Origin of the sequence: Serratia sp. KG1D, from assembly GCF_037150675.1 — a bacterium.
Lineage (GTDB): Bacteria > Pseudomonadota > Gammaproteobacteria > Enterobacterales > Enterobacteriaceae > Serratia > Serratia nematodiphila.
Window position 1 is genome coordinate 2,259,563 of record NZ_JBAGIH010000001.1, and the last position, 16,156, is coordinate 2,275,718.

The window sequence follows — 16,156 nt, forward strand, 5'->3', positions numbered from 1 at the left end:
CTATTACAAAAGAAAGACTAAGAATAATGCGAATAATAGCAAAGACATCACCTGACATATACAGCCTCACGTTATTACATTGAAGTTTTCGATCATATAATGCGTTAACCCAAAAATTAGTCACTCACATTCAAAGATCTCTCTTAGGAAAGAAATTAAGTCAAACTCATCCAGTTATCGAGTTCCACTGTCTGGCCATAAGATCTAATCAGCAGGAATGCCTTATGCGATTTTCCATTGTAAAAAATAAAAGCGGCCAGGTTCCGCCGCAGAGCAGTTGCGATTTTCTGCCGCCGGGCGGCACCATCGGCCGCAGCGTGGACAACAACCTGGTGCTGCCGGACGAAGAGCGCGCCATTTCCCGCCTGCAGGCTATCGTGCATATTTCCGCTGACGGCGAATGCCGCATCACCAACCGCGGCAACGTCACCCGCGTGCTGCTGAACGACATTCCGCTGGAGCGCGGCCGCCAGGTTGAATTGCAGGATGGCGACGTGCTCGGCATCGACGATTACCAGATTGAAGTCAGCGCGCTGCAGCAACACGCCGCGCCACAGGCTCAACCGGTGGCCAAGGTCGCCGCCGTTGCTGCGGCGGCAGCCCCTGTTACCGCTGCCAAAGAACCATCCGCCGCGCCAATCCCCAACGAAATCTGGGACAGCCTGGTGGAAGAGTTTACGCCGAACGCGCCGGCGGCCGCCGCACCGCCGCCGGTCGCCAGCCCGGATAATCATCCGCTGCTGGATACCTCCACTCGCGAGCTGAACCCGGCCGATCCGCTGGCGCAGCTGGCGGGCGAGGTCGATCTGCGCCAACTGCAGCAACAGCAAACCGATCCGGCGGCGCTGTTCAATACCGACACCACTTTTGAACGCGAACACATTCTGGCCGACACCACCCCCAGCGCGCTGCTGGCGGAGCAGGCTGCGCCGACGCGTCCGGCAACACCGGCCCGAAATGCGCAGCAACCGGAGCAAGAGCTGGATCCGCTGGCGCTGTTCGGCGGCTCATCCGCGCCCGCTTCGCCAGAGACGCTGAACAGCAACGATCCGCTGGGGCTGCTGATGGGCGGCGCCGTGCCGCTGGCTCAGCCGGAGGAAGCGGTACTGCCGCCGTCCCCGCCGCCAGCACCGGCTCCGGCCGCCGCACAGCCGGTAGCGCCGCGCCCTCAGCCAACGCCGCCGCCCGTGCAGATGCCCGAACCGCAATCCCAACCCGCGCCGCAGTTCAGCCCGCAGGAGCCGCCTGCGCAGCCGCCGCGTCCGCGCCAGGGCAACCGCCTGGGCATCGATCCGGTTGCCTACCAGTCCGCTCAGCGGCAGCACGCTGCCGCGCCGAATGGCGACACCTTGGAAGGATCGTTGCTGGCGGCGCTGCTGCAAGGCATCGGTCTCGACGATCTGCAGCCGCAGCCGCATTTCGACGAACAACAGATCCGCCTGGCCGGGCGCCTGCTGAGCCTATTCTCGCAAGGCACCGTCGCCCTGCTCTCATCCCGCTCGATCCTCAAGCGCGGCGTGAAGGCCGAGATGACCATGATCCTCGACGAAGCCAACAACCCGTTCAAGTTGCTGCCTTCGGGCAAAACGGTGCTGATGCAGATGTTCGGCAGCCAGATGCCGGGCTTTATGCCGCCGGAGCAGGCGGTGCGCGACGCGCTGATCGACCTGCAGGCGCACCAGTTGGGGATGATCGCCGGTATTCGCGCCATCATCGCCGCCATGCTGCAGTCGTTTAACCCGGAGCGTCTCGAAGAAGAAGCGCGCAAGGAAGGCGTGGCGCCGCGTCTGTCGCTGCCCGCCAACCGCAAGGCCGCGCTGTGGGACTACTTCGTGAAGAACTATCAGCAAACCTCCGGCGAAATCGAGGACGATTTCCACACCCTGTTCGGCGAAGCCTTCCTGCACGCCTATGACGTTGAAGTGAATCAATACAAAGACTCACAGACCAAACCGGACGCGTAATGAATATCACCATAGCCTCTACCTCCAACCAGGGCGGCCGCGCCTCCAACCAGGATCAGACCGGCGAGGTGCTCGGCAACCGCGCCGCCTGCTTCGTGGTGTGCGACGGCATCGCCGGTTTTCCGGGCGGCGATATCGCCGCCAAACTGGCACGCGACACCATTTTGCAAAACTTCGACGGCGAAAAGCACCTGAACGCCCAGAGCATTCGTCAGCACATCACCAGCGCCAACGCAGCCATCCACCAGCAGCAGCGGCAGTCGGACGAATACAGCAAGATGGGCACCACGCTGGTCAGTCTGTTTATCGATCGCGATTACCAGCTGGCCTACTGGGCGCACGCCGGCGACAGCCGCCTGTACCTGTTCCGCCGCGGCTACCTGCATGCCGTCACCACCGACCACAGCCTGATCCAACAGATGCAGGACGCCGGCTACCAGACCAACGGCATCAACAGCAACCTGCTGTATTTCGCGCTGGGGCTCAACGAAGAGCGCGACGCCACGTACAGTGACGTGCTGCAGCTGGAAGACGGCGACGTTTTCCTGCTGTGCACCGACGGCTTCTGGCACAGCTTCAGCCAGGCCGAACTGGAACAGTCGCTGCACATGGTCAACTCCCCCAGCGAGTGGATCGCCCTGATGCAGCAGGCATGGAAGAAAAACAATAACAGCGATAACTACAGCGCTATCGCCGTCTGGATTGGCTCACCGCAGGAAACCACCCTGCTGCATTCGCTGGCGGATGCGGAGCGGTTTCTGAGCCGCGACTGAGCAGCGCACATTCACAGCAAGGTTCACTATGAAATATTGGATGCCGGGGCTCGTCGCCCTGATGGCGGTGCCGACCGCGCAGGCGATGAACTATCGCCTGGTTTACTCCCCCAGCCAGAAGCTGGAAGTGTTTATCGATGACGTCAAAAACAGCAATCCGGCAAGCTGGTGCGGCAAAAGCATCCCGCTGCGTATCGTCTCGGCGCAAAGCCAGGATCCGGCGGTGCTGAACGACTTTCTGCCGCGCGTCGGCAATCTGTTGGAAAAGCAGTGCCCGAAAACCGGCCACCTGCCCTGGACGCTGACCGACAAGCGCGGAGAGAAACTGGCCAGCGGCGAAGCCGCCAAAACGCGCGGCTGGAAACCGGTGGTCAAACAAGAGGCCTCCGAGCCGCAGGAAACCCCGCCGCAACCGGCGATCCCTGCGGCGGTGGCCGTGACTTCTCCGCAGGCGGACAGCGCGCCGGCTCAACGTTTCAGCCTGCCGCAGGGCTGCCACTTCCGCACCTTCTGGCGTGACGAGGCCAACGGCGGCTCGCTGTTCATTCCCGCCGGCGCCGCGCTGCGCTGCGGCGAGGACGGCTGGCTGCAGGGCAGCGGCGCGGTCACGCTGCAACAGGGCGGCCAAACCCTCTCACCGACGCTGTGGTTCCTGCAAGGTTACCCGCTGGCGCAGGTTAACGGCGGCGATCGCGCGCTGACCGTCGTCAGCGCCAACGCCCAACGGCTCATTTTGGGCGGCAACCCGCAGGCGCCGGGCAGCTTCCTGCTGCTGAACTTCGAACCGAAGCTGCACGCCTGGGCGTTTAACGGTGAAGCGATCGTTGAAATGCCGCGCGTCGACGCCGCCGACGAGAACAAGATCAAACAGCGCGTGCAGCAGGCGCAAACCGCCTGGCAGCCGCTGCTGAGCGCCCCCGCCCCGCTGACTTTCAAACTGGTGGAAAAGCTGGCCGCAGACCGCGTTGATCCTGCCAGCGGCAGCTACCTGTCGGTTAACGGCGCCACTCACTGATTATAAGGAAAGCCTGTGAAATCATTAGCAAGCATGCTGCAAGGCCAGTCGATCGGCGCGGCCATCACCGCCGTCGAAAACGATATCAAGGCGAAACCGGCGGATGCCGACCTGCGCGCCGCGCTGGTGCAACTGCTGTGCCTGAGCGGCAACTGGACGCGCGCCAACGCGCAGCTGAAATCCTGGCAGGCGCTGAAACCGATCGCCCAACCGACCACGCTGCTGCTGATGCAGTCAGTCAACGCCGAGCTGCAACGCCAGGCGGTGTTTGCCGGCACGGCCGCGCCGGCGCTGCTGCGGCAGGATCAGCCTTGGCTGAAACTGATGGTGCAGGCGCTGCATCAGGATGTGCAAGGGGCGGCCGAACAGGCCCAGGCGCTGCGCGATGAAGCGCTGGAGGCCGCCCCGGCCGGCGCCGGGCGGTTAACGCTGGCCGAAGGCGAACAAGAACGGCAGCTGCGTTTCGACTGGCTGACCGACGGTGACGGCCGCCTCGGGCCAGTATGCGAACTGGCGCTGAACGGCGTTTACTACTGGCTGCCGTTTGCCGACATCGCCGCGATCCAGTTTCAGGCGCCGCAGAGCGCCATCGACCTGGTGTGGAGCCATGCGCTGGTGCGCCTGACCGATGGCCGCGAACAGGTGTGCCAACTGCCCGCCCGTTACCCGTTGCCCGAAGGCAGCGACGACGCGCTGCTGCTCGGCAAACGCACCGAATGGCAACCGCTGGGCGACGGCACCCACTATGCGGGGCTGGGCCTGAAAACCTGGCTCAGCGAAAGCGATGAATTCCCACTGCACAGCCTGCGGCAGCTGAGCTTCGACGCGAGCGCCTGACCATGAACGATAAGCGCCCACCCCACTACGACGGCGGCGATCTGCGCCACCAGGGCTATCGCTATCGTCAGGACAGCGAACGCCTGACCTCGCGCGACAAAATGCAGCCGGTGCTGCTCGATATGCTGACCGACGACGAACCGCAGAAAAAGCAGGAGGCGCAGGTGCGCAACCTGGTGTCGCACAGCGAGCTGCGCCGCCGGGTATTGCGCGATCTGCAGTGGCTGTTCAACTGCGTCAACAGCGAATCCAATCTGGATCTCGGCGATTTTCCGCAGGTGCGGCGCTCCACCCTGAATTACGGCATCGCCTCGCTGGCGGGCAAGCGCATGTCGGACATCGAATGGCTCGACATTCAGCGCGCGCTGACCGAATCCATTCTCCATTTCGAGCCGCGCATTTTGCCCGAGGGGCTGCAGGTGCGCTGCATCTCGGATACCGGCTCGCTGGAGCTGCACAACGTGCTGTCGATCGAAATCAAGGGCCGCCTGTGGTGCGTGCCCTATCCGCTGGAGTTTCTGTTCCGTACCGACGTGGATCTGGAAAACGGCCACTTCGATCTGAAAGACATAGGGTAAGGCGATGGACAGTAAACTGTTAGATTATTACAACCGCGAGCTGGCCTATCTGCGTGAGATGGGCGCCGAGTTCGCCGAACAGTACCCGAAGGTCGCGGGCCGTCTCGGCATGCGCGGCATCGACGTGGCGGATCCCTATATCGAGCGCCTGATGGAAGGCTTCGCCTTCCTCACCTCGCGCGTGCAGTTGAAAATGGACGCCGAGTTCCCGCGTTTTTCTCAGCGCTTGCTGGAGATCATCTACCCCAACTACCTGTCGCCGACGCCGTCGATGGCGATCGCCGAACTGCAGCCGGACAGCAGCAAGGGCGATATCAGCAACGGCTTCGTGGTGCCGCGCGGCACCATGATGGACAGCCAGACGCTGAAGAAAAGCGGCATCACCTGCAGTTACACCACGGCGCATGACGTCACGCTGCAGCCGGTGCGCATCGCCGGCGTCGAGCTGGGCGGCATTCCGGCCGATATCCCGCTGGCCTCGCTGGGGCTGCAGCATAGCGGCTGCGTCAGCGCGCTGCGCATTCGTCTTGAGTGCTACGAAAGCGTGACGCTCAACAACCTGCAGCTGGATCAATTGATGTTTTACCTGGCCGGGCCGGACATGCAGGCGCAGCAGTTACTGGAGTTGCTGATGCAGCACAGCGTCGGGCTTGTCTGCCAAACGGTGGAGGCTCAGCCACAGCGGCGGGCGCTGGCGTTGGACGGGCTGCGGCAGGAGGGCTTCGCCGCCGATCAGGCGCTGCTGCCCAACGATCTGCGCAACTTCGAAGGCTACCGGCTGCTGCAGGAGTATTTCGCCTTCCCGGCGCGCTTCCAGTTCTTCAGCGTCAACGGCCTGCGTCCGCTGCTGCAGAGCGTGCGCGAAGGGAAAAAGGGGCTGCGCCAGTTCGAGATCGTGGTGCTGCTGGATCGGCATGATGCCGCGCTGGAACGGGTGGTCGACGCCGCCCACCTGGCGCTGCACTGCACGCCGGTGATCAACCTGTTTCCGAAGATCGCCGAACGCATCGCGATCAACGAAAAAAACCACGAATACCATCTGGTGGTCGACAATATCCGGCCGCTGGATTACGAAGTGTTTTCGGTGCAGCGGCTCGGCGGCAGCGCCAGCGAAAAACGCTACGAGCAAGAGTTTCGGCCGTTTTACAGCACCCTGAGCGCGGACGATGGCAACTATGGCGCCTACTTCTCGCTGCGGCGCGAACAGCGCACCCTGTCGGAACACGCCCGCCGCTACGGCACCCGCACCGGTTATGCCGGTTCGGAAGTGTTCGTGTCGTTGGTGGACGAACGGCAATCGCCGTGGCACAGCGATCTGAAATACCTCACCGCCGACGTGCTGTGCACCAGCCGCGACCTGCCGTTGATGCTGTTGCAACAGGATCAGGGCAACTTCGTGATGCCCGATTCGATCCCGATCAAGCAGGTCTCGCTGCGCAAAGGCCCCACCCCGCCGCGCCCGGCGCTGGCCGAAGGGATGATCACCTGGCGGCTGATCAGCCAGCTGCAGCTGAACTACCTCAGCATGATGGACGGCGATCCGGAACAGGGCGCCGCCAGCCTGCGCCAGCTGCTGGGGCTGTACGGCAACCTGAGCGAGCCGGCGATCGCCAAACAGATCCAGGGCGTGCGCCACTGCAACCTGCGGCCGGTCTATCGGCGTGTGCCGGAGCCCGGCCCCATCGTATTCGCGCGCGGCATCGCCATCGATCTGACGGTCGATGAACAGGCGTTCTCCGGCAACAGCCCTTACCTGCTCGGCAGCGTGTTGGAGCGCCTGTTCTCGCGCCTGGTGGCGATGAACACCTTCACCGAGATGACGCTCTCCAGCCAGCAGCGCGGCGAAATCGCCCACTGGCAGGCGCGCATGGGCAAAAGGACGCTGATATGAGCGCGGAAATGATCGCCACCGAACTGGCGCCGCCGCAGATCAACGCGCTGTATCGCCTGCCGGACGACTTCTGGCCGCGGCTGCGCAGCGCGCCTTACAAACACGATCTGTTTCAGCTGCTGCGGCGCATCGACGCCCAGGGCGGCCAACCCTACCTGCTGGGGCGCGCGCCGCTGCCGCGCCACGAGATGCTGCGCCTGGGCCAGGAGCCGTCGCTGTCGTTCGCGCCCTCCACGCTGGCGCAGGTGACGCCGCGCGCCAACGGCTCGCTGCACGACGTTTCGATCTTCAGTTTCGGCCTGTTCGGCCCCAACGGGCCGCTGCCGCTGCACCTGACCGAATACGTGCGCGAACGGGTGTATCACCATCAGGACACCACCCTGCTGGCGTTCACCAACCTGTTCCATCACCGCCTGACGCTGCTGTTTTACCGCGCCTGGGCCGACGCGCAGCCGACGGTATCGCTGGATCGCCCGGACAACCGGCGCTTCGACGAGTACCTGTCGAGCCTGATCGGCATCGGCCAGCCGGCGCAGCAAGAGCGCGACAGCATCAACGCCCACGCCAAGCATTTTATGGCCGGTCATCTGATTCGCCACAGCCGCGATCCGGAAGGCCTGAGCAAGATTTTGCAGCAGTATTTCAAGGTGCCGGTGCGCATCGTCGAAAACGTGCCGCACTGGCTGCGGGTAGAACCGCGCGAGCAGGCGCGGCTCAAGGCCGGACGCGGCGCGCCGCGGCTCGGCGAGTCGGCCTTTCTCGGCATCGCGGTGCGCGATATCCAGCACAAGTTCCGCATCGAGCTGGGGCCGATGCCGCAGCAGGACTATGACCGTTTCTTGCCGGGCGCCGATCTGTGCCGGCAACTGCGCGACTGGGTGCGCCAATATCTGGGCATCGAGTTCGTCTGGGAAGTGCGCCTGATCCTGGCGAAGGAACAGGCGCACGGCATCCAGCTCGGCGGCGCGCAGCGATTGGGCCTGAGCAGTTGGCTGGCCGACCATCGGCGACAGCGCGATCTCGACGATCTGATCTTCAGCCCTGAACCGCTGGAAAACCCGTTCTGACCCTATTTCGGCTGGCGCCCTGCGGCGCCAGGCCACCCTGAGACCTGAGGAAAACCATGTCTGAAATCAGCCGCTCGGTATTATTTGGCAAACTGGATAGCCTGTTATTCACCTCTCTGGAAAGTGCGACGGCGTTTTGCAAGCTGCGCGGTAACCCCTACGTCGAACTGGCGCACTGGCTGCATCAGCTGATGCAATCGCCGGACGGCGATCTGCAGCAGATCGTCCGCCACTTCGCGTTGGACGAGGCGCAGCTGGCGCGCGACATCGTCGAGGCGCTCGATCGCCTGCCGCGCGGCGCCAGCGCCATCTCCGATCTGTCCGAGCACATCGACAGCGCGGTAGAACGCGCCTGGGTCTATGGCTCATTGAAATTCGGCGCGGCGCGCATCCGCGGCGGCCACCTGCTGCTCGGCATTCTGAAAACCTACAGCCTGCGCCATCTGCTGAAGGCCATTTCCCCGCAGTTCGAGCGCATCAACGCCGATCTGTTGATGGAGCAGTTCGCCGCCATTACCGCTCACTCGGCGGAAAACGCCGAGGATGCGCCGGCGGAAAGCCGCGCCGAGAACGCATCCGGCGCGGCGCGCAGCGGTGAAAGCGTGCTGGCGCAGTATGCCCAGGATCTGACCGCCAGAGCGCGCGACGGCGAGATCGACCCGGTGGCCGGCCGCGATGAAGAGATCCGGCAAATCATCGATATCCTGATGCGCCGCCGCCAGAACAACCCGCTGCTGACCGGCGAGGCCGGCGTCGGCAAAACCGCGGTGGTGGAGGGCCTGGCGCTGCGCATCGTGGCTGGCGACGTGCCGCCGCAGCTGCGCGACGTGAAGCTGTGCCTGTTGGACATCGGCATGCTGCAGGCCGGCGCCGGCGTTAAGGGCGAGTTTGAAAAACGGCTGCAGGCTGTGATCGACGAAGTGCAGTCCAGCCCGACGCCAATCATCCTGTTTATCGACGAAATTCACACACTGATCGGCGCCGGCGGCGCCCAGGGCACCGGCGACGCCGCCAACCTGCTGAAACCGGCGCTGGCGCGCGGCCAACTGCGCACCATTGGCGCCACCACCTGGTCGGAATACAAGAAATACATCGAGAAAGACCCGGCGCTCACCCGCCGTTTCCAGGTGGTGCAGGTGCACGAACCGAGCGAAGACAAAGCGCTGCTGATGCTGCGCAGCACCGTCAGCCCGCTGGAGCAACACCACCGCGTGCTGCTGCTGGATGAAGCGGTGGATGCCGCGGTGCGGCTGTCCCATCGCTATATTCCGGCCCGCCAGTTGCCGGACAAGGCGGTGGCGCTGCTGGATACCGCCTGCGCGCGCGTGGCGGTCAGCCAACACGCCGAGCCCGCCCAGGTTGAAGACTGCCGCCATCGCATCGATGCGCTGCAGATCGAATTGGATATCGCCCGCCGCGAGGCCAAGGTCGGCATCGGCGATCCCCTGCGCCCGCAGGAGATTGAAGCTCAGCTGACCGCGCTGCGCCTGGAGCTCAAACAGCTGACCGAGCGCTGGCAGCAAGAGCTGACGCTGATCCAAGAGATCATCACACTGCGCGCCCAGCTGCACCGGCAGGAAGCGGAGGAGCCTGCCGGCGAAGAAACGGAGGCGGGCCCTGACGCCGACGCGCTGCGCGCCCAACTGGGCGAGCTGCAGCAGCAACTGAGCGCGCTGCAGGGCGAAGCGCCGCTGATCTTCGCCGCCGTCGACGCCAACATCGTGGCGGCGGTGGTGGCCGACTGGACCGGCATCCCGCTGGGCCGCATGGTGAAAAACGAGATTGAAGCGGTGCTGCAACTCTCCGACACCCTGAACCAGCGCGTGATCGGCCAACGCCATGCGCTGGATCTGATCGCCCGCCGGGTGCGCACCTCACGGGCGCGGCTGGACGATCCGAACAAGCCGGTCGGGGTGTTCCTGCTGGCCGGGCCCTCCGGCGTCGGCAAAACCGAAACCGCGCTGGCGCTGGCGGAAACCCTGTACGGCGGCGAGCAGAACGTCATCACCATCAACATGAGCGAATTCCAGGAGTCGCACACCGTTTCGACGCTGAAAGGCGCGCCCCCGGGCTATGTCGGCTACGGCGAAGGCGGCGTGCTGACCGAGGCGGTGCGCCGCCGCCCATACAGCGTGGTGCTGTTGGACGAGATCGAGAAGGCGCATCCGGACGTGCATGAGATCTTCTTCCAGGTGTTCGACAAGGGCTGGATGGAGGACGGCGAAGGCCGCCATATCGATTTCCGCAACACCATCATCATTCTGACCTCCAACGTCGGCACCGATCTGATCGCCGGGCTGTGCAGCGATCCGGAGCTGCTGCCGGAGCCGGAGGCGCTGAGCGGCGCGCTGCGCCAGCCGCTGCTGTCGGTGTTCCCTGCCGCCTTGCTTGGCCGTCTGCTGGTGGTGCCGTATTACCCGCTGACCGACGCCACGCTGGGCAACATCGTGCGCCTGCAGTTGGGCCGCATTCAGCGCCGCCTGGCGGAGAATCACGACATCGTCTGCACCTTCGACGACGCGGTCATCGAGCAGATCGTCAGCCGCTGCACCGAGGTGGAGTCCGGCGGCCGCATGGTTGACGCCATCCTGACCAACACCCTGCTGCCGCAGATCAGCCACACCCTGCTGACCGGCAGCGCCAACGACCAGCGCTATCGCCAGCTGCATATCGCGCTGCAGAACCACGAATTCATTTGTCAATTTCAGGCATAACGCCGCGGCCGCCGAGACGGCGGCCCTTTGAACACAGAGAGTCATCACTATGTCGGGAACCGGGATAACCAAACCGAATTCGAACAGCCTGCCGAGCGGCTATCGATTCAACGAATTCGAGATCCAGGAAGCGATCGGCGAAGGCGGCTTCGGCATCGTCTACCGCGCCTACGATCACCAACTGGAACGCACCATCGCCATCAAGGAGTACATGCCGACCTCGCTGGCGAAACGCAACGACGATCTCAGCATCGGGCTGCGCGGCGAGCGCTTCGGCAAAACTTTCCAGGCCGGGCTGAACAGCTTTATTCAGGAGGCGCGTCTGCTGGCGCGCTTCTCGCATCCCGGCCTGCTGCACGTATTGCGCTTCTGGGAAGAGAACGGCACCGCCTATATGGGCACCCAGTTTTACAGCGGCACCACGCTGAAAAACCTGCAGGCGCAGCAGCCGGAAAAAATCGACGAGGCGTGGATCCGTCGGCTGCTGCCGCCGCTGTTCAGCGCCATCAACACCATCCATCAGGAAGGCTATCTGCACCGCGACATTTCGCTGGATAACATCCAAATCCAGGAGAGCCAGCTGCCGGTGCTGCTGGACTTCGGGTCGGCGCGCAAAGAGATCGGCAACCTGTCGGACGAAACGGAGATCATGCTCAAACCGGGCTTCGCGCCGATCGAGCAGTACACTGAGAACAGCGACGGCGAACAGGGGCCGTGGACCGATATCTACGCGCTCGGCGCCGTGCTGCACACGCTGATCGTCGGTTCGCCGCCGCCGGTCAGCGTGGTGCGCAGCATCGAAGACAGCTACCAGCCGCTGGCCGAGCGCCGCCCCGCCGGCTACTCGCCGGAGCTGTTGCGCACCGTCGATCGCGCGCTGGCGCTGAAGCCGGAAGACCGCCCGCAGACCATCGATGAAATGGCCGAGCTGTTGCATCTGCCGATCGCCGATGAAAACGAAATCATCAGCACCCCGGCCGCCGCGCCGGAGAACTTGCTGGTCGCCGCCAACCCGGCCGCCGCTGCGGCCGCCGCCGGCGCCGTTACCGCGCGCGGCACCCAATTCTCGCGCCCGATGATGGCCGGCGCCGGCGTCGCGGCGCTGCTGGTGATCGGCGCCGTCGCCTGGCTGAGCGGCGGCAAGGACGACGCCCAGGCCGTCGCCCAAAACACCGTAGCGTCACCGGCGCAGAAAACCCTGACGGAGCAGCCGAGCGCGCCGCAAACCGCGCAGCCTGCAGCGACAGAACCTGAAAAAGCGGCGCCGCCACCGCAGCCGGTGGCGCTGGTGTACTTCAAACTGCAACCGGGCGAACAGGTCAGCCTCGACGGCAAGCCGCAGCAGGTCACTGCGGGCGAAAACGGCTTCGCCAGCCTGAACCTGGCGCCGGGCCGTTATCAGTTGGAGATCCGCCACAACGATCGGCTGCGCCGCCAACAGCTCAGCATCGACACCGCCGGCACCTGGCTGGTCAACCCGGCCACCGCCGGTTAATCCCGTTCTGAAACTCCGCCACGGCGGGGTTTTCCCTATTTCATGAGACTGACGAGCAACTGCCCCCTCATTGGCCGCGCGGCAAGGCGGCTGCAACGCCGGAGTATGCAGGGCATGACGTCAATCACAGAGGATGTTCTCATGTTGGATCGCATTATTGCGCACACGCCGCTGGGCCAGGAGCAACTGCTGTTCCGCTCGCTGGACGGTATCGAAGCGCTTTCCACTCCTTTCGACTTCTCTATTGAATTGCTGAGCACCGACGCGCGGCTCGATCGCAAAGCGCTGCTCGGCCAACCGCTGACGCTGGAGATCCCTACCCAGGGCTTTCTCAGCGCCCCGCGCTACCTGAACGGCAAGATCACCGCCATCGCCGTCAGCAGCGAAGAGATCGGCGGCACGCGCTACGCGGTGTATAACCTGCACGTGCAGCCGGATCTGTGGCCGATGACCAAAGACCGAAACTTCCGCATCTTCCAGGAACAGACGGTGCCGCAGATCGTCAAGACCCTGCTGGCGGAGCACAACGTGCAGCTGGAAGATCAGCTGACCGGCGACTATCGCCTGTGGGGCTACTGCGTGCAGTACAACGAAAGCAGCTTCAACTTCATCAGCCGCCTGATGGAGCTGGAGGGCATCTATTACTATTTCAAACACGAGATGGGCAAGCACACGCTGGTGCTCGGGGATGCGCCCCACCACCACCAGCCTTATCCCGGCTACGAGATGATCCCCTACCATCTGACGCCGTCCGGCGGCAGCACCAGCGAGGAAGGCATCAGCCAGTGGACATTGTCCGATCGCGTCACGCCGGGCATCTACAGCCTGGACGACTATGATTTTCGCAAACCGAACGCCTGGCTGTTCCAGGCGCGGCAGAACCCGGTCTCCCCCACGCCGGGGCAGATCGACGTTTACGACTGGCCAGGCCGCTATACCGAACATCAGCAGGGCGAGTTCTACGCCCGCGTGCGCCAGGAAGCCTGGCAGGCCGAGCATCAGCAGATCCGAGGCACCGCCACCGCCATGGGCATCGCCCCCGGCAGCACCTTTACGTTGTATAACGCCCCGCACGCCGACGACAACCGCGAGTACCTGACGCTGCAGGCCAACTATCACCTGAAAGAGAACCGCTACGCCAGCGGCGACGATCAGAGTAGCGAACACCGTATCGACTTCACCGTGCTGCCGGCGGACGTGCCCTGGCACCCGCCGCAGCAGGCCAGCTGGCCGAAAACCCACGGGCCGCAGACCGCCCGGGTGGTCGGCCCGGCCGGCGAATCGATCTGGACCGATAAATACGGCCGCATCAAGGTGAAATTCCACTGGGATCGCTTCGGGCCGAAAGACGACGGCAGCTCCTGCTGGGTGCGCGTCTCCAGCGCCTGGGCCGGCCAGGGCTACGGCGGTGTGCAGATCCCGCGCGTCAACGACGAAGTGGTGGTGGACTTTATCAACGGCGATCCGGATCGGCCGATCGTCACCGGGCGCGTCTATAACGAAGCCAGCATGCCGCCGTGGGCGCTGCCGGCCGCCGCTACCCAGATGGGCTTTATGAGCCGCACCAAGGACGGCACCGCCGACAACGCCAACGCCCTGCGTTTCGAAGACAAGGCCGGCGCCGAACAGGTGTGGATCCAGGCGGAGCGCAACATGGACACCCAGGTGAAAAACGATGAAAGCCACACCATCGCTAACGACCACACGCATCTGGTGGGCGGTAACCAGATCAAACGGGTGGTGCTCAATCAGGCGACCGGCGTCAAAGGCGAATCCTCCGCGCTGACCGGCAAAACGCGCAGCGACGCCGTGGTCAATGCCTTTACCCTCGGCTCCGGCGAATCGCTGCGGCTCGAGTGCGGCGAAAGCGTGATCGAACTGCTGGCGGACGGCCAAATCAACATCACCGGCACCAGTTTCAATATCACGGTGAAAGAGGATGGCGCGATCAACACCGGCGGCCAGCTGGATCTCAACCAGCCTGGCGGCGCCGCACGCACCGCCGCACCGGGTGGCGGCCATCAGGCGGCAATCCAGAGCGCCGTCGATCAGTTGTTCCCTAAAGAGTAGGTAATTGGTACGCCGGGAAAGCCGGTTAACGCCGCCCCCCGGGCGGCAGTACCGGCAAAAACGCCGTCCGCTGTAACCCCTTTTGGCAAGGAGATGAATAGGCTGGCGGCAAAATCACCGACGTTAAGCCAACACAACGGGCTGAATCTGTACCGCCCATCGATTCAGCCTTCTTTATCATTTCCCCTTCACCACTTCTTCACCGTCTGGTAAATCTCGAGGTCGAAATAGCCGTCGGCTTCGCAGTCGTTGAGATAGTGCTCATAGCTCCCCCCCTCAACCGGCTGGTAGCCGCTGGCCGGCAGCAGCTTCTGATAGAACTCGCCCCACACCCGCTCGAAATCGCCATCGCTGATGCGCACGTGGTAGACCGCATACTGCCCGGCGGGCAGCGTCTGCACGGTGACGCCCTCGCTGCCCGCCGGCAGCGCGAAATCGTCCGCCACGCTCATCACCACGTCGGCGCGCAGCTTTTCCGGCGCCACTTCCGCCGGATCGTCCCAATACAGCACCAGCCATTTGCCGAACGGCACGTCGTGGCGCTGCCGCCATGCCAACAGTTGCTGCGAGCCCTGCGGGATGGTCTGCGGATACGGCCCCACGACTCTCACTCCCACCACCTTCTCCGCCGCCTTATCGATAATCCTCACGCTCATCGCCCTTCCCCCTCACAATGTCTCAGGCACCGATTTCGGTACGCACGTCCAGCAACTCGGGGAAAAAGGTCAGATCCAACGCCTTTTTCAGGAAGCTGACGCCGCTGGAGCCGCCGGTGCCCGACTTAAAGCCGATGATCCGCTCCACCGTTTTCATATGGCGGAAACGCCACAGATGGAAACTCTCTTCGATATCCACCAGCTTCTCCGCCATTTCATAGGCTTCCCAGTAGGTTTGCGGGTTGTCGTAGATCACTTTAAACGCCGGCAGCAGATCCGGGTTGCGCTGGTAGGGCTGCGTCCAGTCGCGCTCGAGACACTCCTGCGGGATCGGCAAGCCGTGGCGCGCCAGGTACAGCAAGTATTCGTCGTACAGGCTCGGCGCTTCGAGGATCGCCTTCAGCGCGGCGTGCCTTTCCGCGTCGTTGCTGAACACCGCCAGCATGGCGGCGTTCTTGTTGCCGAGCAGGAATTCGATCGACCGGTACTGGTGCGACTGGAAGCCCGACGAACTGCCCAGCACGTCGCGAAACTCGACGTATTCCGACGGCGTCAGCGTTTCCAGCACCGCCCACTGCTCGAACAGCAGCCGCTGGATCTGTTTGACGCGCGCGAGGATTTTAAAACAGTGGCTGAGTTTGTCCTGCTGCACCAGCCGCAGCGCCGCCTGCAGCTCGTGCAGCATCAGTTTCATCCACAGTTCGGAGGTTTGATGCTGTATCACGAACAGCATTTCGTCATGATGCGGCGGGTTGGAGAGCGGGTGCTGGCAGTCCAGCAGTTGGTCCAGGCACAGGTAGTCGCCATAGCTCATGCGTTTGGAAAAATCGGTGACAATCGCGCTTTCTAATTCCCGTTTGTTCATCTGTGATCTCCGTTGCGCCCAGCGCCCCATCGGCCTGGAACGTGCCGCAAAGAGAAAACAATAGTACAGAACCCGCCGCCCCGAAGGGCGATAAACGAGAGATGCTTCGCAGATCTCACTCATCTGCGTTAACACAGTGCCCCCACCCCCGCTGTTGTTTAGTAAACAACACGGCTGCCGCCTGACGACTCTCACAAATGCGCGATCCCATGCACGCGGCGCCCTGGTTGC

General features: G+C 63.6%; 12 protein-coding genes. 10 read left to right on the top strand and 2 right to left on the bottom strand.

Translation table 11 applies throughout. From position 1 onward, the window contains the following. The first annotated feature begins 224 nt into the window (after window positions 1-224). The 10 genes from tagH (at window position 225) to WFM45_RS11065 (ending at window position 14,404) form a co-directional block, all read left to right on the top strand. A complete protein-coding gene (gene tagH, locus WFM45_RS11020) occupies window positions 225-1,964 on the top strand; it encodes a type VI secretion system-associated FHA domain protein TagH (RefSeq protein WP_336955545.1) in 1,740 nt (579 codons plus the stop codon). Continuing rightward, window positions 1,964-2,737, top strand: coding sequence for a PP2C family protein-serine/threonine phosphatase (locus WFM45_RS11025; RefSeq protein ID WP_004934976.1), 774 nt, complete (start codon window positions 1,964-1,966; stop codon window positions 2,735-2,737). Before tagH ends, WFM45_RS11025 begins: the two co-directional genes overlap by 1 nt. 28 nt (window positions 2,738-2,765) lie before the next feature. Next, window positions 2,766-3,752, top strand: coding sequence for a hypothetical protein (locus tag WFM45_RS11030; protein ID WP_060559833.1), 987 nt, complete (start codon window positions 2,766-2,768; stop codon window positions 3,750-3,752). A gap of 15 nt (window positions 3,753-3,767) precedes the next feature. After that, window positions 3,768-4,589 carry a type VI secretion system accessory protein TagJ gene (locus tag WFM45_RS11035; protein ID WP_267872906.1) on the top strand — a complete coding sequence of 274 codons (822 nt, stop codon included), beginning with the start codon at window positions 3,768-3,770 and terminating at the stop codon, window positions 4,587-4,589. A gap of 2 nt (window positions 4,590-4,591) precedes the next feature. Further along, complete coding sequence (locus WFM45_RS11040; RefSeq protein ID WP_004934985.1) at window positions 4,592-5,167, top strand: type VI secretion system baseplate subunit TssE; 576 nt, start codon at window positions 4,592-4,594, stop codon at window positions 5,165-5,167. Window positions 5,168-5,171: 4 nt separating this feature from the next. Beyond that, the gene (gene tssF, locus WFM45_RS11045) at window positions 5,172-7,058 is read left to right on the top strand and encodes a type VI secretion system baseplate subunit TssF (RefSeq protein ID WP_082996665.1); all 1,887 of its coding nucleotides are present in this window, start codon (window positions 5,172-5,174) and stop codon (window positions 7,056-7,058) included. After that, window positions 7,055-8,125, top strand: coding sequence for a type VI secretion system baseplate subunit TssG (tssG, locus tag WFM45_RS11050; RefSeq protein ID WP_033632720.1), 1,071 nt, complete (start codon window positions 7,055-7,057; stop codon window positions 8,123-8,125). The genes tssF and tssG overlap by 4 nt, the downstream gene beginning before the upstream one ends. Before the next feature lie 56 nt (window positions 8,126-8,181). Next, complete coding sequence (tssH, locus tag WFM45_RS11055; RefSeq protein WP_336955555.1) at window positions 8,182-10,839, top strand: type VI secretion system ATPase TssH; 2,658 nt, start codon at window positions 8,182-8,184, stop codon at window positions 10,837-10,839. Window positions 10,840-10,888: 49 nt separating this feature from the next. Then, the gene (locus WFM45_RS11060; RefSeq protein WP_286093400.1) at window positions 10,889-12,334 is read left to right on the top strand and encodes a serine/threonine protein kinase; all 1,446 of its coding nucleotides are present in this window, start codon (window positions 10,889-10,891) and stop codon (window positions 12,332-12,334) included. A 141-nt stretch (window positions 12,335-12,475) separates the two neighbouring features. After that, window positions 12,476-14,404, top strand: coding sequence for a type VI secretion system Vgr family protein (locus tag WFM45_RS11065; protein WP_015378296.1), 1,929 nt, complete (start codon window positions 12,476-12,478; stop codon window positions 14,402-14,404). 188 nt (window positions 14,405-14,592) lie between these two features. On the opposite strand, the gene sbmC is transcribed toward WFM45_RS11065, so the two are convergent. Continuing rightward, entirely contained in the window at window positions 14,593-15,060 is a 468-nt protein-coding gene (gene sbmC / locus WFM45_RS11070; RefSeq protein ID WP_336955559.1) for a DNA gyrase inhibitor SbmC, read from the bottom strand. A gap of 22 nt (window positions 15,061-15,082) precedes the next feature. Further along, window positions 15,083-15,925 carry a tryptophan 2,3-dioxygenase gene (kynA, locus tag WFM45_RS11075; protein WP_004935005.1) on the bottom strand — a complete coding sequence of 281 codons (843 nt, stop codon included), beginning with the start codon at window positions 15,923-15,925 and terminating at the stop codon, window positions 15,083-15,085. Window positions 15,926-16,156 lie beyond the last annotated feature (231 nt).